The sequence below is a fragment of the Pontibacter lucknowensis genome, assembly GCF_900156415.1.
GTDB lineage: Bacteria > Bacteroidota > Bacteroidia > Cytophagales > Hymenobacteraceae > Pontibacter > Pontibacter lucknowensis.
Window position 1 is genome coordinate 738,226 of the sequence record NZ_FTNM01000001.1, and the last position, 24,601, is coordinate 762,826.

The following is a 24,601-nucleotide window of genomic DNA, read 5'->3' on the forward strand; positions in this document are numbered from 1 at the left end:
TTTATGTTTGCTATGGTGGGGCCTCTGGCCCCTGTGCCAGGAATAGCAACAGTTGTCGTTGCATCGTTTGCAATTTAGCAGGTATAGCTGCTGTGCTATTGAATAGCTGGCTTTTGCCTTGGCCAGGCGGGCCTTACTTTTTTCCTTGATGAAAAAAGTAAGCAAAAAAATCAAGACTATCCAAACTCGCTGAACGCTCAAACAATGGATAGTCGTTTCGCGCACCTGGCATCTTTGTCTGCTGCGTAGGTGGCTGAGAGTTACCTGGCAATGCGTGCCAAGGGTTCGTGGAGTATGTGTGGTCTGTCGCTGAAACAACGAAGCTATACCTGAGAACTGCCAGCTACAGAAAGTCCCCCTTCGAAGGGGGCAGGGGGATGACAATTGTGCATATGCATCAAGGGGCATTAACAAAGCTATACCTGTAAAATAGCAGCAGCTGATTCCCCTCTTGGGAGGGGCAGGGGTGGGTTAATACTTGCACCAAAATCCAATCCATTCATTCCAATCCTAAAATCACTTACTCTGCCAACCCTTTCTTTGTACCTTTGCCCAGTTACCCATTACCAACATCGCAATGCGCAAACTTTCCATGGACGACCTCAACCGCGACTCGGTTGAAGAATTCAAAAATAAGAAAAAAATACCGTTAGTCTTGGTGCTCGATAATGTGCGCAGCCTCAATAATGTGGGCTCTGTTTTCCGCACCGCCGACTCCTTTATGGTGGAGAAGGTATACCTCTGTGGCATTACGGGCAAACCACCACACCGTGACATCGAAAAAACGGCCTTGGGCGCTACAGAATCCGTGGAGTGGGAGCATGTGCCGGACACCTTGGAACTGGTGAAGCAACTGAAAACCCAGGGGTATAAGGTTGGGTCAGTAGAACAAGCTGAGAATAGCCTGAAGCTAAACGAGTTTATACCTGAAGCGAAGCAGCAGTATGCCCTGGTGCTCGGCAATGAAGTATTTGGCGTAGAACAGGAAGTCATCAATCACTCCGACTTTGTACTCGAAATTCCGCAGTTTGGCACTAAGCACTCCCTTAACATTTCAGTAGCTACCGGTGTGGTCGTGTGGGACTTTCTAAGTAAGGTGATGCCATAGTAGCCATTATGTAAAATTCCTGCCGTCTCAAGCTATCGAGGGCAGGAATTTTACTATGCTACCTATCTCAAATAAAGTTTTAACAACAATCTTAAAAAAATCAACAGGCACACAAATGCCTAAATATCAGATCATTGAAAAACAAATAGCTAAAAAATTGCACTAATCCTGCTCCTTTCTCCCGGAAATCTGTCCCGCAGATTAAACCTTTACCTTTCCAGTCTGTCCTACCTGTGGCTAATAGTTGAAGCCGGGGCGAACTGTGATCTTCTCAGATGGAAAGCAACAGCCAGCCCCGGCACAATTCCCTACACTACCCCGTCGCTTCTCACCCTGAAGCATCTCAGCGCTTTCTTGACATATCCGTATCTAAAATTATGAGAACCTACGTTTTACCATTATTCTTTTCAGCACTTCTATACCTAACCGCTCTACCTGACCTGCAAGCGCAGGACCAACCCAGCCAAAACACCAGCAGTACCCGCGGCAAAGTATCCGGCACTGTGCAGGACGCCAACTCCAAAGCTCCTCTGGGATTCGCCAATATTGTACTCCTGACTGCCCGCGACTCCAGCCTGGTAACCGGCGCCACTTCCGATATAGAGGGAAAGTTCGAACTCAACCGGGTACCGCAAGGGCAATTTATTCTGCGCATCTCCTCCGTAGGATACCCTACCCGCTTCATCCCTAACATCAGGATAACAGACACTGACAGTAACATCCGATTGGGAGCCATACCTATCAAAGGCGGCGCTACGCAGCTCAAAGAGGTGCAGATTGTGACCGAACGCCCCATGGTAGAGTTTGAGCTTGACAAAAAAGTAGTGAACATGGAGCAGAACATTGCGGCCCAGGGCGGAAGCGTGGCCGATGCCATGCAGAATGTGCCTTCTGTGGATGTGGACCTTGATGGCAATGTGAGCCTGCGGGGAAGCTCCAACGTAACCATACTGGTAGACGGCAAACGCACTGCACTGTCTAACCTGACGCTCGACCAGATTCCGGCCAGTATGATCGAGAGTGTCGAGCTGATCACCAACCCTTCCTCCAAGTATGACCCGGAAGGCACATCCGGTGTGATCAACCTGATCCTGAAGAAGAACATGAAGCCCGGCTTCAATGGCACTGCCACTGTGAATGTGGGTACTTACGAGAACTACAACAGCTCGCTCAACCTGAACTACCGCCATTACAAATGGAATTTCAACGGTGGCTACGATTTCCGCAGAAGCTACCGCCCGGGCGTACGTCGCTCTTTCCTGACCAATCTGGACGAGGGCACTTTCCGTGAAGACCTGGGCTCTAACCGCCGAACCGATATCTCGCACAGCTTCCGGTTTGGGGCCGACTATAGCATCAACCCAAAAAACACCATCTCGGCATCCGCCCTGTACCGCACCGGCGATGAGCGTGGATTCAACAGCATCCTGAACCGCAACCTGGATGGTGAAATGAACCTTACGCGCCTGAATCTGCGCGAGACACGTGGTACTGAAGACGACGGTGTGATGGATTACAATCTCGGCTACCGCCGCACCTTCGATCAGAAAGGCCGCGAGTGGACCGCTGACGTGATCTATACCGAGCGATTTAGTGATGAAGTGGACAACATTATGCAGCGGACAACCCTGGACATGGGGCTGCCTGTTGACCGCATGAACCAACAGCGAATCACTTCTGATGATAAAACCCGCCGTATTGTGGCGCAGTCAGACTACGTGCACCCGATCAACGAAGACAGCCGCTTTGAGGCTGGTTACCGTAGCAGCTTCCAGTTGCTCGACAACGACAACAAGTTCTTTGACTTAAACCCTGAGACCAACCAGTGGCTAATAAACGACAATGTGACCAACCGCTTTGTATATGACGAGCAGGTACATGCCCTTTACAGCAACTATAGTAACAAAATAGGTAGTGTGAGCTTTCAGGCAGGCTTACGTGCTGAACAAACCTTGACCAAGTCGGACCAGCGGACACAAGATAACGGTGTATTCCGAAACGATTACTTCAGCCTTTTCCCAAGTGTGTTCGTGACCAAGGACTTCTCTCCCGAAAGCAAGGTACAGTTCAGCTACAGCCGCCGCATAAACCGTCCGCGTGCCTGGTCACTCAACCCCTTCATCGATTACTCTGACACACTCAACATTCGTTCTGGTAATCCGGAGCTCTTGCCGGAGTTTATCAACTCTTATGAGTTGGGCTACCTCAAGTACTGGGACAACACATCGTTCAACACCACTGTGTTTTACCGTCGTACCAACGACCAGATTCAGCGCTTCCGTACCTTCGATGCAGCCACAGGTGTTACATCCACTACTTTTCTTAACCTTGCCAGTGGCTCGTCTTACGGCGTAGAGTTAGTAGGCACTTACAATCCATACAAGTGGTGGCGACTTAATGCCAGCGTATCGGGCTTTAGGGTAGAATTGAATGACGCAGGAGGAGACACGGAACTAAGCAACGACCAGTGGACCTGGAACTCAAAGCTCAATTCCACGATGACCGTTTGGAAAGACCTGGCCATTCAGGTATCCGCCAACTACCGTGCTCCGATGGCAGACATTCAAGGTCAGATGCAGGAAATCTATGCTGTGGATTTGGGCTTGAAAAAGGACGTTCTTAATAAGAAAGGCACTATAACTCTCCGGGTATCTGATATCTTCGACACCCGCGAGTTTAACTTTGAGAGTTTTGGGCCAGGCTTTGAGCAGACGAACAACAACAAGCGCCAGACACGCATTGCCTTTATCGGCTTCACTTACCGCCTCAACAGCGAAGACAACAACCGTGAGCGCCGTCGGCAGCGCGATGAGCAGGGAGGCGGTGACGATGGCTTTGACTACTAACAGCGATGGATAGACAAACGCAAGCCGGGGAGCAATCCTCGGCTTTTTTTATATGCCTACTATTACTGCAGCAGCATCCGCAGGTATACCTTCTTTCGTGACTTCTCCGTACCTTAAGCCGAAACCAAACCAAACACAATGACTGCTCCTGCCCGACTGCCCATTATTGACCTACACTGCGACCTGCTGGTATACCTGTCGGATGTACCTGGTTCGGCCATCGACAATGTGGCCGAGATTGGTTGTGCTTTGCCCGCCCTTACGCAAGGCAACGTGCGCTTACAGACCATGGCTATTTACTGTGCCACTGCTCCCGGGAGCAGCAACTATGCGCACCTGCAAGCCGAGATATTCAGAAAGCTGGCAGAAGACGAAAGAAGTTGCCTGACAGCTGTTTCAGACCCAGGCACCCTGCAAGAAGTACTGTCTGGCCAAGGTAACATCGGCATGGTAGCGGCCATTGAGAATGCGTCCGGTTTTTGTGAAGAGGACGAACCGCTGGAAGACGGCTTTAAGAAACTAGAGAAGATCATCGATACCGTAGGCCGCCTGCTTTACATCAGTTTTACGCACCACATGGGTAATCGCTTCGGGGGCGGTAATATGACGGACAGGGGTATTTCCCGCGATGGCAAGATGCTCCTAGACTACCTGCATGGCCGCCGCATCGCCGTGGACCTCTCCCACACCAGTGATGCCCTGGCTTTCGACATCCTCGAACACATCGACCGTGAGCGGCTTGCCATACCTGTTATTGCCAGCCACTCCAACTTCAGGCCGGTATGGGTGCATAACCGTAACCTGCCCGACGAATTGGCGCAGGAGATTATTCATCGCGGGGGACTGATCGGCATGAACTTCCTGCGCGCTTTTGTGAACGACGGGAAACCTGACGCACTGATAGAGCACATCCTGTATGGTTTTGGGAAGGGTGCCGAAGATGTCATCAGTTTCGGAGCCGACTATTTCTACACCGCTGATTTTCCGGATCCAACGCGTGTCCCTTTTTATTTTCCGGAGCACGAGCAGGCAGGTACCAGCTACAGTTTCCTACTAGAGCGGCTGCAAAACCACCTCTCCGAAGAACAGCTCGCCAAGCTTGCCTATAAAAACGCACAGAATTTTATCAACCGAATCTGGTCCTGATTCGTGCTTTTATCCAATAGAATGAGAGCATCCAATAACGCTTTTTCAGCAAAAAACTTGTGCTGAAAATAATATTTATTATATTTAAAGTGGACTATATAGAGACTGTTTAAAACAAGCCATTCTTTGTTATAACATACTTCTGTACTTCAGGTCTGTCACCTTATAAAATGCTGTTATGAAATTCATTGGGCTTTTTCTCCTTCTTGCCGGGCTGGTTTCGCTCGTTATTGGTTTCACAGGCGCCAATCTGCTGGCTTTGGACTGGGTTAACCAGTGGGGTGAGGGCATTGGTTGGGCGATCCGGGCAGGCATTACAGCGCTTGGTGGGGTATTGTACTATATTTACCGACACGAAGATTAAGGCCATTCGCTTATTTTCTATATAGAAACTTTGCCATGTGCAAACAAACTGCGTATACGCAAATACTGTACACCAAAAGCCGAATCAGCCATGGACTCTCCGCAGTACACACCTTACTACATCCAGATCAATGAGCTCTATATTGATACAGTCGTAATAGACGATACAGAGTTCATCACCTTGTGGTGTTTTACTGTGCTCGATGATGAGTACAAATTCATTTACCTGGGTTGCGATTTCACACAATTCAACCAGATCCTGATCGGCGCCGGCGAAAAAGGCAAGGAGATTGCTCTGCATATGGCCAACGTGCTCAACAGTGAGCACGACTCCCCTACCCTGGTACCTATAAAAGAGCAGTTTGATGACTACCTGGAGCTCACCGGCTTCGACCTGGTGGTATATGAACCACTTGCTGTGGACGACGAGTTTGAGGACGAGTATGATGACGATGACGACCTGCCACTGGAGCAACTGCTGGGTGGCGGAAGCAAGCGCTCTGACAACACATCGCAGAAGTACCTGATCTACCAGTTGGACAAGCTATACCCTTCCAAAGTGTTTGAGCCTGAAAAACTGCAGCGCGAAAACATGACAGAGCAGTTTGAGGATGACTCACTGGAGCTGGCACAGCTATACTACGACTACCTGAATGCCTCTGAAAACGGCTACTCTGAATGTGAAGCCCGCCAGGTTGCAGGTCTGGAGAAAGACCTTTTCTTCCGGATGGCCCGAAAAGCTGCCGATCTCTGGAGCTAAGCTTATCTGCTACACCTACCTGACACTGTCATATTGTGCAGCCAGTTGCAGGCGAGCCCGCAATTGTAGCTGCATTTCATTTACCCAGTTCCGGATCTCCTCTTCTTCTGCTTTTAGCAGCATTTCTCTGTAATGATCCAGCTGCGATCGCTGCGACGCATACACATAAGCCTGGTAGCGCTCGTCAAACTCAGCGCCAGTCAACTTCCCAAATTCTTCTAAAGTAGCCTTGTCAGCTGAACCCAGCGAATCGGGCAAACTCGTGTGCAGTCCTTCTGCTTTGGCGACTTCCTGCAATTGCTTCATTGCGCGGTTGTAGAACTCGAGCATTTCTGCGCTGAGGGCCTTGACCTCTTCGGATTGGGCACGCTCGGTGGCCAATCGGGCCAGCTCAGCTTGCAGCATCGTGGTGCTGGCAGCATAGTCTATAAAGGCGGCGCTGCGGCTCATCTCCTTTACCACAGGCGGCGTGGCAGTTTTGGCCAGGTCAGTATCGGGACTGTCGCCACAGGCGATCATCAGCAAAAACAAAAGCCCGAAGGCAAGGGTGAGTAGTTTATCGTTGAGCATAAGCAAGGGGGCGTCAGGTAGTTGAATAGCTATACCGTATGCCCGGCATCACAAGTTATGCCATCTGCTCAAAAACACTTAAAAATGCAGCAATCCCTTATCAGATTTAAAACCGGTACGACTTCCGGACCAGCGTCAGGTTGCTTTCGCGGCCCTGCTCCGGTATCACATGCGCGGGCATCGGCTGCCGCACCAGTTGCTGTGGCAGGCCAATGCTTACATCATACAGGTATAGCTGCAAGCTGATGCTCTGTTTCAGACGCACTTCCAGCTCAACTTCTTTTGCATCCGGCAGTCCGTGCACCTTGGCAAAGTATACCGGCCCCTGCGCTGTTTCCATAGGGCCGAGGGTAAGCGCCTCTCCGTTTAGCGAGGCTCCCAGCATACCGTCTTCTTCGGAGGGCTGCAGCACCAGATCCAGGTGCGCGGCCCCACGCGGCGACTGTAGCCGAATGGTCAGCACACGTTCGCCAGGGGCTATTCCTTCGTTCACCAGACTGGCTACCGGCGCCTGCACAGGTATAGGCTCTGCTTCGTTTTTCAGATACTGCCTGGCAGCCATCGGGTATATTTCAGTCAGAGCTCCTGTACTTGGGTTAGGAAAAAACTGTCTGTTCCAGTCATCGGTGCGCTGGTAAGCTGATGCCCAGACGGCCACACTGTCATCGGCGTTGAGGTAATAGCTCACATGACTGTGCAGTGGCTGTTCAGGGCTTGGCTTCTCCGCTTCGATGGCCCGAAACAGCTGTATACCGCCGGCAAAAAGCAGAAAGGCGGGCAGGAGCGGCAGTGTACGCCAGCCAAAGCTCCGCTCAATGGTGACCAGCAAAGGTATAGCTAGGCCGGCAAGCAAAAGTAGCGTGACTACTGTAGCGACAGGCATCTGCAAGGCAAACACCACAAACAGGAAGCGCACTAGGGGCATCAGCATGAAAATAGCGGGTACTATACCTGCCAGCAGCACTAGTGCATAAGCCCAGCCAACGGGCTGCTGGTGCAGGTCTCTGAGGAAAAGCACCAGCATAGCCAACAAGCAGAAAAGCAGCGGAAACATGAACAGATAGGCCGCTGCCGGCACCAGCAGCAGGGCCGCCACCATCAGGGCAAACCAGAGCAGACAAACGCCCATGGCCAGGGCAAATACTGACACCCAGCGCAACAGCAACCAGCTCAGTAGCAACATCAGTCCCAGTGCCAGCAGCAGGTAGCCCATAAAGAACTGCCCGGCCCCGTATACCCCGTTGATGTCGTGGCTGTAGGGCAACATCCCTTTTACAAAACCGGTGATAGGGAATGTCAGTCCCGCCACGATGCCTACCACCAGCAGGAAGCCGATAAAGCCCCCGATCAGCTGTACCACCGAAAAAGCTTTTCTGCGAACACCCACCACAATACATGCCAGTAGCAGTACTGTCGTGAGTACCGCCCACAGCAGGTTCCAACCGGCCGGATAGTGCACCAGCCAGCTACCTGCCGGGTTAAAAAAAATCTTGTCCTGCGCCCTGGTGTTATCGAGCGAAATATTGCCCAGGTGCCGTACCAGTGCCAGCATGTTGCTGCCGTGGTGCTGCAGGCTATTGCGGTCCAGGTTCTCGGGTGAGTCGGTCATTTTGTGGTAATGCACAAAACCGTCGATGAAAGCGGAGTTCACTCCTGTGTACCCGGCATCTCTGAACACGGTAAAGTCAGTATTGTTGGGCAGGTTGCGGTATACCTCGTACATCATGGAGCTGGCAAAAGGGTATGGCGCCGCCTCGGCAAACTGCTCCACAATCCAGCCATTTTCAGGGCTTATCTCGAACGTCATGCTCGGGCCGGCATTGCCGCGTGCCTCTACGTTCACGACCACACCTACCTTCTGCGCCCAGGGGTGTTTCAGAAAAGCCTTGGCCCCATACAGGCCATACTCTTCGCCGTCAGTCATCAGGAAAATAACGTCGTGCTGCAGCGGCTCACCCATTTGCAGGGCACGGGCAGTCTCAAGCATGGCGGCTATACCCGCCCCATCGTCGCCGGCGCCGGGGGTATTAGGCTGTGAATCGTAATGCGCCATCACCAGCACGGCTTTGCCGCCCGCTTGTGTCCCTTTTATTCTACCCAGCAGGTTGTACACATAACCCACGTTGTTGGCGTCGCCCACCTGATTGACGATCACCTCCTCCTGCACTTCCGGCTGCATCCCGAGCATCTCCATCTGTTTCAGCAAGTAGCGGCGTACCTCGGCATGGCCCGGTGTGCCCATGGCATGCGGCTGACTGGCCACCCTGCGCACATGTGCCATGGCTCGTTCCGCCGAAAAATCGGCAGCCGGCGCATCAGCAGGCAGGGCTTCAGGTGGGCGCATCAGACTAACACTGTATACACTCAACCCCACAAGGGCAATCAGCAGGAATAAAGAAACGAGATAAGGTCTTTTAGACATGGGCAGGTATAGGGTGGTTCTATACGGTTAATATAGCAAATTCCTATATACATTGTACTTATACCTTTCAGTGCACCCAATCGCCCGGCAAAACAAAAGCCCCACCAGTATACCTGGCGGGGCTTGGGACAATAGCTAATGCTATAATCTTAGCTCGAAGGATCGCCTTCGGGAAGCACCTCGTTCTGACGCAGGTGCACCGGTTCGGTTTTCTTGCGCAGCTTCATATTCAGCATCTCCACCATCAGCGAGAAGAACATCGCGAAGTAGATGTAGCCTTTCGGGATGTGCTGATGCAGCGCCTCCACTACCAGCATGAAGCCAATCAGGATCAGGAAGGCCAATGCGAGCATCTTTACAGTTGGGTGCTTGTTCACGAAGTCGCTTACGTACTTGGCGAAAATCAACATGATGCCCATTGCGATGATCACAGCTATGATCATGACCAGAATCTCCTGTGCCAAGCCTACGGCCGTCAGGATGGAGTCGAAGGAGAACACAATATCGATAAGGATGATTTGAATGAGCACTTTGCCCAGCGACATGGTTCCTTGTCCTGCATTATGGCCTTCTTCCTCCCCTTCAAGTTTGTTGTGGATCTCAGTTACAGACTTGGCCAGTAGGAACAGACCACCGGCAAAGAGTATAATGTCGCGCCACGACACTGGGAAGTCCTCGTCGGTAAACGGCAGGTTGATAGAGAAGATCGGGTTACTGGCGCTCACGATCCAGGTGATGAACATCAACAGGATGATACGGAAAACGAGTGCCAGCGTCAAGCCGATGTTGCGCCCTTTGGCCTGCTGGTCTTTGGGCAGTCGGCTTACAATGATCGAGATGAACACGATGTTGTCAATGCCGAGCACCACCTCCATAAAGGTCAGGGTCAGCAGACTTATCCAGGTATCCGGATTAGCGAATATGTCAAACATAAGGTATAAGGTGAGTAAGGTGAGTGTACTACGACTTCATATTGACATACTGAAGCGGCATACCAATTTCTTCGGCGTTTGTACGCAGAAGCGCGATTACTTGCTGCAGGTCATCGATTTTTTTGCCTGTCACCCGGATGGTTTCGTCCATCATGGCAGCCGACACTTTGGCCTTGCTGTCTTTGATGATCTTCATGATCTTCTTGGAAGTTTCCTTGTCGATGCCGGCTTTCACTTTGATGTCTTTCTTCACCATGGCGCCAGATGCGTAGGGCTCCTTTGAGAAATCAAGGGCAGTGGCGTCGAGGCCCTGCTTTACCATTTTACCGATAAGCACGTCTTCGGTGTGTTGCAGGCGCATATCGTTTTCCATGCTGATGTGCACTTCGTTGTTTTTCTTGTCGAACTCCAGCGAGCCTTTGGTGTCGCGAAAGTCATAGCGGTTCATGATCTCCTTGCGGGCCACGTTCACCGCATTGTCCATCGTCTGCGGATCTACTTTGCTGATGATATCGAAAGATGCCATAGTTTTACGGGTTAGGTTTAATGATAAGATTTACACGATTTATAACCCACAAAGTTATTTAAATGGTTGAGAGGTTAAATTGTTAAATGGATAAATTGTTGGTGGTTGATTACTAAATTGCTTCCCTAAATTACCTGCCGAATTCTACTGGCAATTAACAATTCAGATATCAATCCATGCAAGTCATAGAACCCGCTACACCTGAGCAATTCAAACAGTACTACCAACTACGCTACGACACCCTCCGAAAACCATGGGACCAACCGAAGGGCAGTGAACGAGCCGAAGATGATGAACAGGCCATACACGCTATGCTCGTGGATGATGCAGGAGAGGCAGTGGGTGTTTGCCGACTGCACCTCAACACACCGCAGGAAGGACAGATCCGCTTTATGGGCGTGCGGGGCGATAAGCAGGGCCAGCGCCTCGGTGACCTGTTGATCAGCTACCTGGAAGACCGGGCCCGACAGTTCGGGGCTACCTCCATGACATTGCAGGCCCGCGAAAATGCCGTAAACTTTTACCGCCGCAATGGGTATGAAATAGTAGAAAAAACATACCTGTTGTTTGGCTCTATTCAGCACTACAAGATGGCCAAGCAACTGTAACACGTTGCAAAAAATGGCTTTCACAAAAAAGAAACAATTGCTTCTTACAGCCGGTGCGGTACTGCTCGGCGCATTCATCATTAGCAGTTGCAGCAGCACGAACGCTCCGCTCGAAACAGTGCCGGCCGTGGATCTGGAGCGCTACATGGGCAAGTGGTACGAGATCGCCTCTATACCTCAGCGCTTCACCAAAGGCTGTCAATGCACCACGGCCAACTATGAACTTAATACCGAAGAGGGCTATGTGGAGGTATACAACTCCTGCTTGAAAGAAGACAAGGTGAGTGATGTGAAGGGCAAGGCTTTTCCGGTGGAGGGCAGCAACAACAGCAAGCTCAAGGTGCAGTTTTTCTGGCCTTTCAAAGGGGATTACTGGATTCTGGAACTCGACCCTGCGTATAGGTATGTGATGGTGGGCTCGCCCGACCGCGAAAGCCTCTGGTTCCTCTCTCGCACTCCTACCATGGACGACGCCACCTATGCCAGGCTGGAGCAATTGGCCAAGAGCAAAGGCTTTCCGGTGGAGCAGTTGCAAATGACCGGGCAACCTTGCGCGGGGTAGCAGGTGCTGAAACCTATACCTGATCGTTGCTCAGTAAGCCCGCCACATATCGGTGGTGTCCTCAGCGGCAGCTCCGTCGGCAGGTATAGGCGACTCTTGCAGCATAGGGTCCTCTTCCCGGTTAAAGCGGTCGGCGCTGAACATAAAGGACACAATACCTAGCAGCAGTACAAAAACGAACGGAAAGACCAGGTTGCGATAAAAGAAATCGCGCAACGGCTCGTGCAGCTTCCGGAACCGCTTCAGGTATAAGAAGAGCAACACGCCCACCAGTATGTAAAGCGGAACTACTGCATAGAAGATCACTTGCCAGCCATACCAGTTCTGGTAGCGAAAAATAAGCGCCAGTAGCCCCGTAACCAGCGAAAAGCTGCTGAGTGCTCCCAGCAGGGCTAGCCATACGTTCGAAACGATGTAGAAAAATGAAAGGCCTACCTGTACCAGAAACAGCAATATCAGTACAGCCATGGCGAAAACAAACACAAAACTGCCGCCTGTCAGGCCTATGAACTTCATGGCAACACCTACCACGGCCATGCCCACTGCGACATAAAGCACCAGTGTAAAAGATCGGATAAAAGAGATGAGCTGGTAACGCACGTCGGCTATCAGCGATCGTTTTTCGTTTCGGAGGGGACGATGGTCAAAGGTCATGGCAATCGTTTTAATCCTGTTTACGCATTTCCTGTCGGCGCATCGGCATCTGGTCGATTATTTTGAACACCTCCTCCAGGGACACCGCTGTCCGGCTCCGGTATTTCTCCATTCCGTCTTTCCCCAGCAGCAGCAAGGTATAGCCAGCGGCCTCCACGTCAAATTTCTTCAGCAAGTCTTCCCGCATATCGGCCGCATTGCCGCCTGGCACCAACTCCAGCACCACTAATTGTCGCTCCGCTATACCTTGCATGTTCTTGCGGTTTAGCCCTTTTTGCTTGATAAATTCCGCATCGTTTTCAGATGCAGCAAAGAGCAACAAGACCTGATTTTCCCATTTGTAAACTTCCAGATTCATATCTTCTTTCTTTTGTGCCTGTGTTAAAATCGGAAGCAGAAATACCAGACAAAGTACAGTTATTTTCACCATTTGCTTTCCCATACTCTCATCATACGAATGTACCTGTAAGCAGGGTGTAACACCGGTTAGTCGATGTAATGGGTCACCTTGTCTAAAATTGAAACATATCATGAATAGATTATATGAATCTAAAATAAAAGTCTATACCTTTGCGCCCTGATTTGACACTGCAACCACAACTACACAAAATAAAACCATGAAAATCAATACATTATCTGCTTTAGCAACCATGCTACTGCTTTTACTTTTTAGTGTCCCGCTCACTGTCCTCGGTCAGCAACTCACCCAAACCATCCGGGGCAAAATCATCGACAAGGAGTCGCAGGAACCACTCATCGGAGCCACAGTTGCTATCCTTACCATCGACCCTCCGATGGGCGTCACCACCGATGCAACGGGTGACTTCCGCCTCGACAAAGTACCAGTGGGGCGTCATACCTTGCGCATCAGTTACTTGGGCTACGAAGAGCAGGTATTGCCGGAGTTGTTGCTTGGTTCGGGCAAGGAACTGGTGCTGAACATCGGTCTGAGCGAATCCTTCAAAAAGCTGCAGGAAGTCGTGATCAGCGCCGAGCAGCAGAGCAAGGGAAATCCGCTCAACGAGATGGCCATGATCTCCTCCCGCTCCATCTCAGTGGAAGAGACCAAGCGCTATGCCGCCAGCGTGAACGACCCGGCTCGTGCCGCTCAAAACTACGCAGGCGTAGGCATCAGTCAGGACATGAGCAACGAGATTGTGGTGCGGGGCAACTCGCCACGGGGCGTGCTGTGGCGTGTAGAGGGCATTGAGGTGCCCAACCCGAGCCACTTTGCCGAAGAGGGCGCGGCGGGCGGTGCCGTGAGCATCCTGAGCGTAAACATGCTCGACAACTCCGACTTCAACACAGGCGCTTTCCCAGCCGAGTATGGCAATGCACTGTCAGGTATATTCGACATCAGGCTGCGCAACGGCAATAACGAAAAGCGCGAGTATGCGCTGCAGGCAGGTATACTGGGGATAGACTTCGCCGCCGAGGGACCGTTCAAGGCTGGCTCCAAAGCCTCTTATCTGGCGAATTACCGCTACTCCACGCTGGCCATGCTCAATAAAATTGGGGTGAAAATTTCGGGCGAAGCCGTGCCTGTTTTTCAGGATTTCTCCTTTAAGCTATACCTGCCCACAGCCAAAGCAGGCTACTTCTCTTTCTGGGGACTGGGCGGTTTGAGCGAGCAGAACGTGAAAGCAGAGCGCGACAGCGAAAAATGGGAGGGCTACCTCGACCGTTTCGACGACCGCTTTCAGGCGCGCATGGCTTCTACAGGTATAAGCCACATCCTGTTTCTCGGCAAAGACGATTACATCGAATCCACGCTCTCTTTCTCCACCAGCGGCAACAAGGTATGGGTCGACTCGCTGCAGACCGATTACACGGCTGTCCCTTTCTACCGCCACGATTTCGCACAGCAGGCTACCCGCTTCTCGTCGCTCTACAACCGCAAGTTCAACAACCGCCATACCTTGCGCACAGGCATCATCCTGAGCCAGCTGGGCTACGACTCCTACGCGGGTGGGCGCAACATCGAGTACGAGGAGGGAGAGTTTGTGAACCAGCGCGGCAGCACGCAACTAGCGCAGGCTTTTGCGCAGTGGAAATACCGCTTCACCGAGCAGCTCACCCTCAACACGGGTCTGCACAGCCTGTACTTCGGGCTGAACGGCAACACGGTGGTAGAGCCACGCATGGGCATGAAATACCAGCTCGATGCCGCCCGTTCGTTTAGCGCCGCCGTTGGCCTGCACAGCCGCCACGACGCCCTCACCTCCTACTTCGCGCAACAGCGCCACCCCGACGGTAACTATACCCAACCCAACCGTAAACTGGGCTTGACCCGCGCCGCGCACTATGTGCTGGGCTACGACCAGATGCTGCGCGAAGACCTGCGCCTGAAAGTAGAGACCTATTACCAGCACCTCTTCAACGTGCCCGTAGGTATAGCCGAGAACAGCACTTACTCCGCCCTGAACTACGAGCGTGGAATCAGCCGCGAAACCTTGGTGAACGAGGGCACGGGCCGCAACTACGGCGTGGAGATGACGCTGGAGAAGTTCTTCACCAACAACTACTACTTTTTGCTCACCACCTCGCTCTACGACTCCAAGTACAGCACCCGCGATGGCAGTCTGCGCGACACCCGCTTCAACGGCAACCACATCGTAAATCTGTTGGCAGGCAAAGAGTTTAAAGTGGGCAGCAACAAGCAAAACCTGATCGGGCTGAACGGCAAAGTGATGTGGGCGGGCGGCAACCGCTATACCCCGATTGACTTAGAGAGATCGAAAGAAATGAAGTACGAGGTGCTTGACGTGACCAATCGTTTCGGGGTGCAGACGCCTGACTACTTCCGCTCCGACATCCGGGTGAGCTACCGCAAGAACAGACCGAACGCCAGCTACATCCTGTCGCTCGACATCCAGAACTTCACCAACCGCCAGAATGTGTTTGGCGTGCAGTACGACCGCATAAAAGAAGAAGTCGTAACCCGCCACATGGTGGGCATGCTGCCGATTCTGAATTACAGAGTGGAGTTCTAGAAAACTCTGTACCTTAAGCAAAACGCCACCGTCATAAACTGGGAGTGGCGTTTTGCTTAAGGTACAGAAATATATGTGGGTAACAGGTATAAGGTCTGCCGGTATTCTCTATATTTAAGTTCTGCTCTGATAAACTATGGACAAACTTCGCTACCCTATCGGTCAGTTCGACCTCGACGCAAGCATTTCGGAAGATCAACTGAACATTTTTATTCTCTCTATCGGCAGTCTGCCTACAAAACTGGCACAAGCCCTAGCCAACCTGTCGGATGAACAACTTGATACGCCTTATCGACCCGGAGGCTGGACTGTGCGCCAGGTTGTGCATCACCTACCAGACAGTCATCTAAATGGCTATACCCGCCAAAAACTGGCCCTGACAGAAGAGAACCCAATTATCCGACCTTACGATGAGGTAGCTTGGGCAGAGCTTCCAGAGGCCAAAACAGCAGATCCGGGCATTTCGCTCACACTGTTGCACGCCTTGCATCAGCGCTGGGTCCTGATGCTGCACCAACTTTCTCCCGAGCAGCTTAACCGCACGTTTGTTCACCCGGTTTCCGGCCAGCAAACCATACGGCAGCACATTGGGCTATACGCCTGGCACGGTGAGCACCACCTGGCACATATTACTGAACTAAAGAAAAGGATGGATTGGTAAAAGGCTGTTATTGGATCTTCAAATGTACTGAATCTGCCACTTGGTAAAATAGTGTATCCTGCAGTTCGTTTGTGAGAAGAAGGGTTTGGGCGCTGTGGTCGAGCGTCAGTGCTTCAGAAATTTCCAGATCGCCTGTGTCGCGTTTGATAGCTCCGTTCAGGATGATGAGTTTGAAGAAGAAGATAAAACTAACCACCGCCACAGCATGGACCAAAAGCGCTCCTTTGTTATGTGTATCGGCTGGAATTGCAAATACAATAATGATGCGCCGTATCAGCATCAAAGCTCCCACCACCAACACCAACAAACCAACTAAATGGTGTAACCCCGGAGCATGTGCATACTCCCAGCCAAACACGAGGTAAGTGAGCCAAACCAGCGCAAAACCTCCTGCATAGTAAGCTAGCCCGCGTACTATACCTGCTATCAGATTATTCTTAATACGCATATCCTTACTGTATTTTCATTTCGGTTAAGTCGCGTAATTCTGCCTGCAGGTCCTGTGCGATTTGCTGCATCTCCTGCATGGCCTGCTCTTTTGATTTTCGCTGTAGCAGGTGCAGTTTTACGTTATCAGACAGCTTGATATAGCCGTCGTATTTCACAAATTGAAAGGTACTCATCGACCCCCTCGACTCGCTCACCTGTTTATAGTTGTTCTTTTTCAGGAAGAGGAAATCAATACCAGCGAGCGGCAGCGTTTTGCCGAATGTCATACCTGCAAAGAGTACCCCTTCGCGGTAAGTCATTTGCGCCAGGTCGAATTCTGTGCGATAGTGCGTCAACTGTGTGATGATGGCAGTCGGGAGAAAGGCATAGGCTGCCACCGAGCCATTTACAATCATCGTGACCGCAAGTGCGGTAGTGATCCAGCCGAATACCCGTGCGCTTGCACTGAAGTAGTGTCCTGTGTTATAGCTGTGTAAAGTTGCTGGCATCGGCTTCTGAAATAATAGTCAATATAACGTTTATTTCTGAGAAACCCGCTCCCGCTTCGGCACGATTAACGCCCTATTTTCGTCATACAATCCTACCAGCACGCTGTTGCCTTTATTGTCCACTCTGAGTCCGCCATACTCCGCTTTTTCAAAAGTCTCGGCCTGCCCTTCTTCAAAAAAGTAGGACTCCGCCCCGAGGTTGAGCGACCAGTTTCCCTTGCTGTACCTGAGCAGGATCTCTCTTTCGTTCAGCGGCTCTTTTTCCGGCTGGTAGCGCACCAGTTGCGCCACATTTTGCGAGTCCAACTGCACAACGGCATAGCCGCGGTTGGGGAGTTTCTCCAGTTCCTGCGTCTGGCTGATGGCATAGCTGAGTGTCATGTAATCGCCCTGCATCAGCGAGCGCGGATCTACCGGGGCCAGCTCGAGCAGCACCAGTTGACCATCTTTCAGAATCTCCTCCTTCTCCACCACCGACAGGTTAAAAAAGGCCAGCACCGCCACCAGGTTGACCAGCACAATTATACTTCTCAGGTTACGCTTCATGGCTTCGCAAGTAACGATTTAACAGGTCTAGGCCACCTAAAAACAAGGTCCCCGTGAGCACCAGCACCCCCGACTTAGCCAGCAGGGTCATGTTGAGGTCGTAGTAGTAAAGCACCAGGAAATAGGCCAGCGCCAGCAGCCCCACCCAGAGACCTGTTCTGTGGCCGATGTAAAAACTGGACAGCACCACCAGCAAAGCGCCCGGCACCGAAGGAGCCAGCACAGTCGGCAGCAACACCACCGCGCAGCAGGTATAGAAAATAGCCAGCGTCTTCCTGTCCTCCACCCCACTCTCCAGCAGCACACGGTGCAGCAACAGCAACAGACAACCGATCAAAAACAAACCCGACAGCCAGAAATGGGTGATGTTGGTAGAGAGAAATTTCTGGTGCACAAACAGCCCCAGCGTAATAATCAGGGAGAAGATCAACCCCATGCGAACCGGCCCGAAGACCAGCGTAAAGCGCCGCGACAAGGCCAGCAATTTCGCTTCATATAAACTTATAAAAGTGAGAACACCCACCAGCACCACAACCAGGACATGCGACAGGTTGTATACCTTGTGAATGAAAATCAGGCTCAGCAGACTGCCGTTGAGCACCAGCACTGAAAGGAACACATAAATGCCGCTTTCTGAGAAGATTAATACCAGCAGTGCGGCTATACCTAACAGCAGCGCTACGGAGGTACCGCTATCGGTCAGCTGCCCCACCCCAATGGCTAGCAGCACGTAACCAGCAATGTTGAGCGACACCCCGACCGCCTCAGCTGAAAAGGTTTTTTCGAAACGGATAAGCACCTCCGCCCCTATTAGAAAGCCAGCGCCGAAAAGCAGCAAACCTATACCTGAGTTGTAAAGTCCCGCCGAGAACAAAAAGCCCAGCAGCAGGCCCATAGCCAGCAGGCCGCCCAATATGGTAAGCAGCTTCACTGGCCAGCGTTTTAGCAGCGAAGTAGAATGTGCCACTTCTGCTTTAATAGCCGCTTCGTCGTAGCGGAAGTCGGGTTGCTCCTGCGCAATCTCCTGCAGCAGGGCTTCGAGTTGTATTGGTTCTTTATCGGCCATGCCACTGTCGGTTAAGTCTGCCTAAGTACTGAATCAGTAAGGTAATGCTGCCCACCACAAAGATCGTGGCCAGCAACAGCATAATCTCCGGCACATTCTCCCCGATCCGCACCAGGATGGCAGTCACCACCGCTATGGCGCTAAAGGGCAAAGCTGTGAGGTAGAAGATATCACGCACCTTTAGTCCGTAGGCTATACCTGCGCCATACATAACCGCACCGAGTAGATAAGCTAAGCCATAGTCGTGATCTATACTCTCGAAAAGTGCCGAAATCATGCTGATGGTGATAACCGTGATCGCCGCCAGCCCCACTAGGCGCGGAAACCAGCGGTATTGTATACCTACGCGGCCTTTTGCGGCCAAGGCTTCCCAAATGACAACAGCCGCTGCATTGAGGATGAACATCGCATCCAGCACCACCGCAAAGCTCCAATGGGTAGCCACCTGCTGGGTATAGAGCACGAAGGTGGTATTGAGCAGCAAGAGAAAGATGAACCACAGCGGCTGAAAACGTGCCACAACCACCCACAGCACCACGCACATTGTCCAGCCCAGGAAGAAATCGTAGGCGTTGGCGCCGGTCTGGTAGATCTGCCCAAACACAGCGAAGAGTACGCCTACCAGCATGGTGCTGGCCGTGAGCAGCACGTTCTTCACGGTGCTACTGAGTTTGGTAAACACCGCCGCGAACGTTACCCCCAGTACGAGCACTTCGATCAGCCCCAGCTTCACGAACTTGTGCATGTCGGCCCAGTTGTAGGCGAAGAAAAAGATAATGCCCGAGATCAGGAAACTCCCTCCAAGGCCGAGCAGAAACAGCCGGACAAACTTGATCCAGTCCTGCGGCCCGGCGTATACCTGCTCTTTGCGGAGCCAGTCGGCTATACCTGACTCGCGCCAGTTGCTGTGCCTGGCGATGCTGTAAATGATGTCGCGGGAGAGGAGTGATTTCATAGAATCATTTGAACAGGTGCTGTCATTTCAAAATGGTGGTTGATGCGTAATGAGTATGCTACTCAGCGCATTTTAATAATACAGCTCCCCATTATGCTTGGCTGGCAGTTCTCTCACTAAACTATCGCGGGTATTTTTCTGCACTGCAATGGCCGCAAAGAGACTCAGTAAAAACGACATGCCGTAGAAGCCTTTTTCGCTCAGAAGCAAATCAGCATTCCAAAGCCCCACTGTCAGCAGCACGATCGCCAAAAGGGTGGAAAACCAGCTGAGCCCGTAATAGATGTTGGTAACCGGTATACCTTCCAGCTGGTCGCGCACGCTTTTCTGGAGCGAGATAGCGGAGAATAAACCAAACATCAGAATGGCAAAATAATAGCCCTTCTCGTTCAGTAGCATGTCGGCGTTCCACAGTCCGATGAGGTAGGCGGTCATACCTGTAAGTAAAGTAGCCCAAGAGGCTGCTACAAATGCGTTGGATGGTTTCTGATTCATCTTCTTTTTCCGTTTAAGTGATGAATCAAAGGTATAGCAGTCCTTAAATCTTTCTTTTGACAATTGTCAAAAAAGGAAGCCTGTCAAACCTGACTTCGGATCCTGCTCAAGGTTTCCTGACTGATGCCCAGGTAGGAGGCAATTTGCCCGAGGGGGATTCGCTGCAGAATATGGGGCGATGTTTCCAGTAGCTGTTCGTACCGCTCCCGAGCCGTCTTGAACTGCATGGCCATCAGTCGCTCTTCCAGCCTGATGTAGTACTGCTCGTTTATGATCCGCACCAGGCGTTCCAGGTCGTGGTGCTGATCGAACAACTGGTGCAGGGCTTCAGAACTGATCCCCCACAAGGTGGAGTCTTCCAGAACCTGTATGTTTTCTATACCTGGCTTCCGGGAAATGAAGCTGTAAAAAGAGGTAATGAAATTATTCTCGAAGCCAAACCAATACGTCACTTCCTTTCCGTCTAAGTTGTAGTACCCTCGCAAACAACCCCGCTCCAGGAAGTACAGCTTGTTGCACACCATTCCTTCTTTTACCAGGAAAGAATTCTTCGGAACCTCTACCCGTGTTAATGCTTTGGTAAGAGCCTCCCATGCGGCTATAGAAATAGGGTGGTACTGGGAGATGCATTGGTGTAGGGCGTTCATGTTGAGGCGATTTTACTTTGGGTATGGGGTTAGAATTTGGTTGTTTAAATAAAGGAAGGTGGTTTTTATAATGGAGTCAAATGTGCTGGTGTAGCAGAATTGCGCAGCGTCATTAAGCCGTACTGCTAAACTTAGTTTTGCTCCATTATACTTCAAAAATTGAAGCACATTTCATTTTCTCTGTTACGAAAACTCACATATTACCATAGCCGTTGCAAAGCTTGTTTAACTGTTTCTCTGTTGGGTTTAGAGACCGGTATTTTTTCTCCAGATGTTAAAAGAAGGATACCACCATCTTCTTTTAACCAGCTCTTTACATATTTTGGATTGACTAAATGACTTTGATGCGTTCTTAAAAATCCTTTAGGCCGCAGTAAATCTGCATATTCTTTAAGTGATTTTGAAACCAATATTTTTTCATTACCCGAAAGGAAGAAGTGAGTATATGTATTGTCTGCTTCGCAGCGTATAATTTCCGATAAAGTAACATACCTTATTTCGCTTTGCATCTGCAGGGCAATTGTGCTCACGTGCGTTTCTGGCTTTTTTAGTTGTTGCAGTAAAAAATCAAGCTGAGAAGTTTGTATTTGTGCTGCCAATTTATGCTCGGCTTTATGTACCGCAGTCATCAATTCGTCTATATCAATAGGTTTTAAAAGATAATCTAAGGCGGCAAATTTTACAGCTTGTATGCCATATTGGTCGTAGGCGGTAATAAAGATAACTTCAAAATTACGCGTTGGAAGCAGTCTGAGCACATCAAACCCAGTTTGCTCGCCCATTTGAATATCCAGAAACACTACATGAGGCAGGTGTTTTTCAATAGCATCAACTGCATCGCTTACATTTTGTGCTGTTGCGATTATAGTTACCTGCGTACAGTGCTTTTCCAGCAAAATTCGCAGGTTTTCTAAGTTGGATATTTCATCATCCACTAAAACTGCTCTCATCATATTATAGCCAATCGATTAATGTTAAGCTTATTTTAGTGCCGTTAGTGGTTGACTGTATGGCTAAAGTAAAGCGATTTTCTTTATAAATACTGTTTAAGAGTGCTATCCTGCTTTCACTTAATGGCAGACCCAAACCATTGGTCTTTTTCACTGGGTCAAATCCATTGCCATTATCGGTGACAGTTAACTGCAAATCATTTGCTTGTTTACTAAATGTGATGATCACTTTTCCATCAGTAGCCTTTTGCGATATCCCGTGCTTCACCGCATTTTCAACGAAAGGTTGCAGTAGCATGCTTGGTATTTCTATGTTAGCTAAATCTAAGTCTTCGGAATGATTAATTTCGTATTCAAAGCCGAACCGCAATTGCTCCATTTGCAGGTAATCGTCCAGTAAAGTCTTTTCCTGTGATAAACTTATCAATTCTTTATCGTCAAGCACGTTACGGGTCAACCTGGCGAATTTAGAAAGGTATTTATTGGCTTTGTCTATTTCGTTTCTGTTCATTAAGTTTTGAATGCCAGCGAGTGCATTGAACAGAAAATGAGGGTTCAATTGGGACCGAATAGAATTAAGCTGGAGCTTTGCAGTGTTTTTTTGCTGCTCATTTTCTGCCAGCCGCTTTTTATTTTTCCTTTTGTTGAGGTAGATGATAACCAGAAAAACTAATCCAATTAAAAACCCGACAAGCAAACTATAGAGCAGAAGTTCTTTTTTGGTGTAGTTTACTTCATCTACAGTTACAGAGAGCGTATGCCTGGTTATATAGCCTTCTATTTCTTCTGCAGAAATATCACAATCACGGCATTCAGTCCATTCAATCAATGGCTGAATGATGATTTCATAATCTCCTGATTTTTTGAAAAGGCTTTTGTCAATCTTCACATAAGGCAAAAACTGATGATCTTCAACGTAGTAGCCATATTGCCAGGCAGTGGATTCGAAAATTATTTTATTTGTTTGCCTGTCTTTTATTGTGATATAGTAGAGATAGTCATTAACTGATCTGTCTTTTACGATGGTTAATTCGTCGTCTTTTTCAGTGAAAGTGAAGTCTGTTTTTTCTTTTAGGTCGGTGATCCAGCTGTAATCCACGCCTTTATCAGTAGCGAAGCGCTTTGAAAAACCTAAGATTTTTGCTCTTGAAATAAGCTTCCCGTAAAAAACAGCTTTGTCAATGTTGAGTGGTTTTTCGATGCTGTAGATTATCGTTGTGATGGTTTTGCCTTTAATAGGAAAAACGCCAAGAGAGGTAGATCTGAATACTTCGTCTGGTCTATCAACATCTGCTAGCCGCGCTTGGTCAATCGACTTGTTTACCACAATAGGTTTGTCATCCTCCAAAATGGTGTAGCGATAATGCTGTACACTATCTGTCTCTTTAAAATAAATTTGGATGCTTACATTGTTAACGTCAGGCAAATAATTAAATGAGGTCCGAGGTTGATTGGGAAACACATTGGCATAGTAGACGTTTTTGGCTGAACTATCCACACTCATAAGTAATTTTCCCCCAGCAGCGTATGTACGAGAAAAGTCAATGCCTTTTTGCGCATTGACCGTAGAGAGGGCAGTGATGAAGCTGAGAAGGATGAAGGTTATCTTTTTCATAATAGCTAAATTTGATTTTCATCAAACTTGTAGCAATAATAGCGAAACTAAAACCTTAAAATATTAAAGACAGTGGTTGAAATAGCAGATGTGTTGTTTTGTGCAGTATTTGAAATTGCCGCCAATTCCGCCTGCCAGTGATTGAACCTGCAGGGAGCCATCCGTATTGGCCGTAGCACCAAGGCCCTAATTCATCCTCAAGCATTTTAACAGTTTCTAATTTGACTTGAGAATTAGCAGCTATACCTTTGGTCAAAATCAAACCCAGCGCTATACCTGTGGAAACGAAACAGCAAATTAAAACCCGCATCGCCCCGACCCCCAGCGGCTTTCTGCACCTGGGCAATGCGCTGTCGTTTGCCATTACGTGGGCCTTGGCCCGCCAGCAGCAAGGCATCGTAGCGCTGCGCATCGACGATCTCGACAATGCCCGCTTCCGCCCCGAGTACCTGCAGGACATTTTCGAGACACTCGACTTTATGGGCCTCGAATACGACGAAGGACCGCGCAATCCCAAAGATTTTCAGGAGAACTACTCCCAACTGCTCAGGCTTCCGGCTTATCAGGCGCAACTCAACAAACTGGTGCAGCAGGGTATGGTCTACGCCTGCCCCTGTTCCCGTAGTCAGATAGCAGCCCTGTCGCCGCAGGGGCTATACCCGCTCACCTGCCGCGACACCCAGCTGCCGCTCGATACCCCCAATGCCGCCTGGCGCGTGCGTATACCGGAGGGGACCACCGTCACCTTCCAGGACCAACTGCTCGGCGATTGCACTGTGGCGCTGGCCCTCGAAATGCCCGACTTCGTGGTGCGGCGCAAAGACGGTATACCTGCCTACCAGATCGCTTCGATCGTAGATGACCTGGCCATGGGCGTGAACCTGATCGTGCGGGGCGAAGACCTGATGCTTTCCACGGCGGCGCAGCTATACCTGGCGCAGCACACCGGCGCCGCGGCCTTTACCAATGCAGCTTTTGTACACCACCCGCTTATTACCGCCGAGGGCAGCAAACTATCCAAATCGCACGACGCCCTCTCGCTCACCGAAATGCGCAAGGCCGGCCTTACCCCGAGGCAGCTCTGGCAAAAGCTGGCTGAACTGCTGGGCTGGCACAATGCAGGTATAGCCGACGCGCAAAGTTTCCTGCAGCAGTTTGAGCTAAAAGACCTGCCACGACAAGCACTACAGGTATAGCCCGCGACCAATGGGCACAAAAAAGCCCTGCTACCTTCCAGG

At 50.3% G+C, this 24,601-nt stretch carries 25 protein-coding genes; 9 read left to right on the forward strand and 16 right to left on the reverse strand.

Annotation, left to right across the window (positions count from 1 at the left end; translation table 11 throughout):
• Nucleotides 1–577 precede the first annotated feature (577 nt).
• The 3 genes from BW972_RS03290 to BW972_RS03300 all read left to right on the forward strand — a co-directional run bounded on the left by BW972_RS03290 (nucleotide 578) and on the right by BW972_RS03300 (nucleotide 5,100).
• Nucleotides 578–1,108, forward strand: a complete 531-nt coding sequence (locus BW972_RS03290) for an RNA methyltransferase (protein ID WP_007657384.1) — start codon at nucleotides 578–580, stop codon at nucleotides 1,106–1,108.
• 377 nt (nucleotides 1,109–1,485) lie between these two features.
• Nucleotides 1,486–3,954, forward strand: coding sequence for a TonB-dependent receptor (locus tag BW972_RS03295; protein ID WP_076421027.1), 2,469 nt, complete (start codon nucleotides 1,486–1,488; stop codon nucleotides 3,952–3,954).
• 138 nt (nucleotides 3,955–4,092) lie between these two features.
• Entirely contained in the window at nucleotides 4,093–5,100 is a 1,008-nt protein-coding gene (locus BW972_RS03300; RefSeq protein WP_007657381.1) for a dipeptidase, read from the forward strand.
• 163 nt (nucleotides 5,101–5,263) lie between these two features.
• Here the strand turns inward: BW972_RS03300 and BW972_RS19825 are convergent, their stop codons facing one another.
• Nucleotides 5,264–5,470, reverse strand: a complete 207-nt coding sequence (locus tag BW972_RS19825) for a hypothetical protein (RefSeq protein WP_155800870.1) — start codon at nucleotides 5,468–5,470, stop codon at nucleotides 5,264–5,266.
• Nucleotides 5,471–5,554: 84 nt separating this feature from the next.
• Here BW972_RS19825 and BW972_RS03310 point away from each other — a divergent pair, with 84 nt between their 5' ends.
• Nucleotides 5,555–6,223, forward strand: coding sequence for a hypothetical protein (locus tag BW972_RS03310; protein ID WP_007657377.1), 669 nt, complete (start codon nucleotides 5,555–5,557; stop codon nucleotides 6,221–6,223).
• Between the two features lie 15 nt (nucleotides 6,224–6,238).
• On the opposite strand, the gene BW972_RS03315 is transcribed toward BW972_RS03310, so the two are convergent.
• The 4 genes from BW972_RS03315 to BW972_RS03330 all read right to left on the reverse strand — a co-directional run bounded on the left by BW972_RS03315 (nucleotide 6,239) and on the right by BW972_RS03330 (nucleotide 10,673).
• Nucleotides 6,239–6,793, reverse strand: coding sequence for a DUF4142 domain-containing protein (locus BW972_RS03315; protein WP_007657375.1), 555 nt, complete (start codon nucleotides 6,791–6,793; stop codon nucleotides 6,239–6,241).
• A 106-nt stretch (nucleotides 6,794–6,899) separates the two neighbouring features.
• The gene (locus tag BW972_RS03320) at nucleotides 6,900–9,215 is read right to left on the reverse strand and encodes a M28 family peptidase (RefSeq protein WP_076421029.1); all 2,316 of its coding nucleotides are present in this window, start codon (nucleotides 9,213–9,215) and stop codon (nucleotides 6,900–6,902) included.
• A 149-nt stretch (nucleotides 9,216–9,364) separates the two neighbouring features.
• Entirely contained in the window at nucleotides 9,365–10,147 is a 783-nt protein-coding gene (locus BW972_RS03325; protein ID WP_007657369.1) for a TerC family protein, read from the reverse strand.
• A 28-nt stretch (nucleotides 10,148–10,175) separates the two neighbouring features.
• Complete coding sequence (locus BW972_RS03330) at nucleotides 10,176–10,673, reverse strand: YajQ family cyclic di-GMP-binding protein (protein WP_007657366.1); 498 nt, start codon at nucleotides 10,671–10,673, stop codon at nucleotides 10,176–10,178.
• Between the two features lie 176 nt (nucleotides 10,674–10,849).
• Here BW972_RS03330 and BW972_RS03335 point away from each other — a divergent pair, with 176 nt between their 5' ends.
• Together BW972_RS03335 and BW972_RS03340 are read left to right on the forward strand one after the other, a co-directional pair.
• Entirely contained in the window at nucleotides 10,850–11,281 is a 432-nt protein-coding gene (locus BW972_RS03335) for a GNAT family N-acetyltransferase (RefSeq protein WP_007657364.1), read from the forward strand.
• Nucleotides 11,282–11,294: 13 nt separating this feature from the next.
• A complete protein-coding gene (locus BW972_RS03340; RefSeq protein WP_007657363.1) occupies nucleotides 11,295–11,843 on the forward strand; it encodes a lipocalin family protein in 549 nt (182 codons plus the stop codon).
• A 30-nt stretch (nucleotides 11,844–11,873) separates the two neighbouring features.
• Here BW972_RS03340 and BW972_RS03345 read toward each other — a convergent pair whose 3' ends face one another.
• Nucleotides 11,874–12,497, reverse strand: coding sequence for a hypothetical protein (locus tag BW972_RS03345; RefSeq protein WP_007657361.1), 624 nt, complete (start codon nucleotides 12,495–12,497; stop codon nucleotides 11,874–11,876).
• Between the two features lie 10 nt (nucleotides 12,498–12,507).
• A complete protein-coding gene (locus BW972_RS03350) occupies nucleotides 12,508–12,855 on the reverse strand; it encodes a DUF4174 domain-containing protein (protein ID WP_234986279.1) in 348 nt (115 codons plus the stop codon).
• 259 nt (nucleotides 12,856–13,114) lie between these two features.
• Between BW972_RS03350 and BW972_RS03355 the strand changes: the two genes are divergently transcribed.
• Both BW972_RS03355 and BW972_RS03360 read left to right on the forward strand, forming a co-directional pair.
• On the forward strand, nucleotides 13,115–15,490 hold the full coding sequence (locus tag BW972_RS03355) for a TonB-dependent receptor (RefSeq protein ID WP_007657356.1): 2,376 nt from the start codon (nucleotides 13,115–13,117) through the stop codon (nucleotides 15,488–15,490).
• 136 nt (nucleotides 15,491–15,626) lie between these two features.
• The gene (locus BW972_RS03360; protein ID WP_007652727.1) at nucleotides 15,627–16,151 is read left to right on the forward strand and encodes a YfiT family bacillithiol transferase; all 525 of its coding nucleotides are present in this window, start codon (nucleotides 15,627–15,629) and stop codon (nucleotides 16,149–16,151) included.
• A gap of 7 nt (nucleotides 16,152–16,158) precedes the next feature.
• Here the strand turns inward: BW972_RS03360 and BW972_RS03365 are convergent, their stop codons facing one another.
• The 9 genes from BW972_RS03365 to BW972_RS03405 all read right to left on the reverse strand — a co-directional run bounded on the left by BW972_RS03365 (nucleotide 16,159) and on the right by BW972_RS03405 (nucleotide 23,363).
• Nucleotides 16,159–16,599: a hypothetical protein gene (locus tag BW972_RS03365; protein WP_076421031.1), complete on the reverse strand. Its 441-nt coding sequence runs from the start codon at nucleotides 16,597–16,599 to the stop codon at nucleotides 16,159–16,161.
• Between the two features lie 4 nt (nucleotides 16,600–16,603).
• Nucleotides 16,604–17,089 (reverse strand): hypothetical protein, encoded by a 486-nt coding sequence (locus tag BW972_RS03370; RefSeq protein WP_076421032.1) that lies wholly within the window; start codon nucleotides 17,087–17,089, stop codon nucleotides 16,604–16,606.
• Between the two features lie 30 nt (nucleotides 17,090–17,119).
• The gene (locus BW972_RS03375; RefSeq protein ID WP_076421034.1) at nucleotides 17,120–17,635 is read right to left on the reverse strand and encodes a GDYXXLXY domain-containing protein; all 516 of its coding nucleotides are present in this window, start codon (nucleotides 17,633–17,635) and stop codon (nucleotides 17,120–17,122) included.
• Nucleotides 17,625–18,701 (reverse strand): DUF4401 domain-containing protein, encoded by a 1,077-nt coding sequence (locus BW972_RS03380; protein WP_076421036.1) that lies wholly within the window; start codon nucleotides 18,699–18,701, stop codon nucleotides 17,625–17,627. Before BW972_RS03380 ends, BW972_RS03375 begins: the two co-directional genes overlap by 11 nt.
• Entirely contained in the window at nucleotides 18,691–19,656 is a 966-nt protein-coding gene (locus BW972_RS03385) for a DUF2157 domain-containing protein (protein WP_076421038.1), read from the reverse strand. Before BW972_RS03385 ends, BW972_RS03380 begins: the two co-directional genes overlap by 11 nt.
• Before the next feature lie 72 nt (nucleotides 19,657–19,728).
• Nucleotides 19,729–20,151 (reverse strand): inner membrane protein YiaA, encoded by a 423-nt coding sequence (gene yiaA, locus BW972_RS03390; RefSeq protein ID WP_076421041.1) that lies wholly within the window; start codon nucleotides 20,149–20,151, stop codon nucleotides 19,729–19,731.
• Nucleotides 20,152–20,234: 83 nt separating this feature from the next.
• Complete coding sequence (locus BW972_RS03395) at nucleotides 20,235–20,798, reverse strand: Crp/Fnr family transcriptional regulator (RefSeq protein ID WP_040573442.1); 564 nt, start codon at nucleotides 20,796–20,798, stop codon at nucleotides 20,235–20,237.
• A 200-nt stretch (nucleotides 20,799–20,998) separates the two neighbouring features.
• On the reverse strand, nucleotides 20,999–21,751 hold the full coding sequence (locus tag BW972_RS03400; protein ID WP_083674059.1) for a LytR/AlgR family response regulator transcription factor: 753 nt from the start codon (nucleotides 21,749–21,751) through the stop codon (nucleotides 20,999–21,001).
• 1 nt (nucleotide 21,752) lies between these two features.
• Entirely contained in the window at nucleotides 21,753–23,363 is a 1,611-nt protein-coding gene (locus tag BW972_RS03405; protein ID WP_076421043.1) for a sensor histidine kinase, read from the reverse strand.
• Nucleotides 23,364–23,611: 248 nt separating this feature from the next.
• Here BW972_RS03405 and BW972_RS03410 point away from each other — a divergent pair, with 248 nt between their 5' ends.
• Nucleotides 23,612–24,559 (forward strand): glutamate--tRNA ligase family protein, encoded by a 948-nt coding sequence (locus tag BW972_RS03410; RefSeq protein WP_234986280.1) that lies wholly within the window; start codon nucleotides 23,612–23,614, stop codon nucleotides 24,557–24,559.
• The last annotated feature ends 42 nt before the right edge of the window (nucleotides 24,560–24,601 follow it).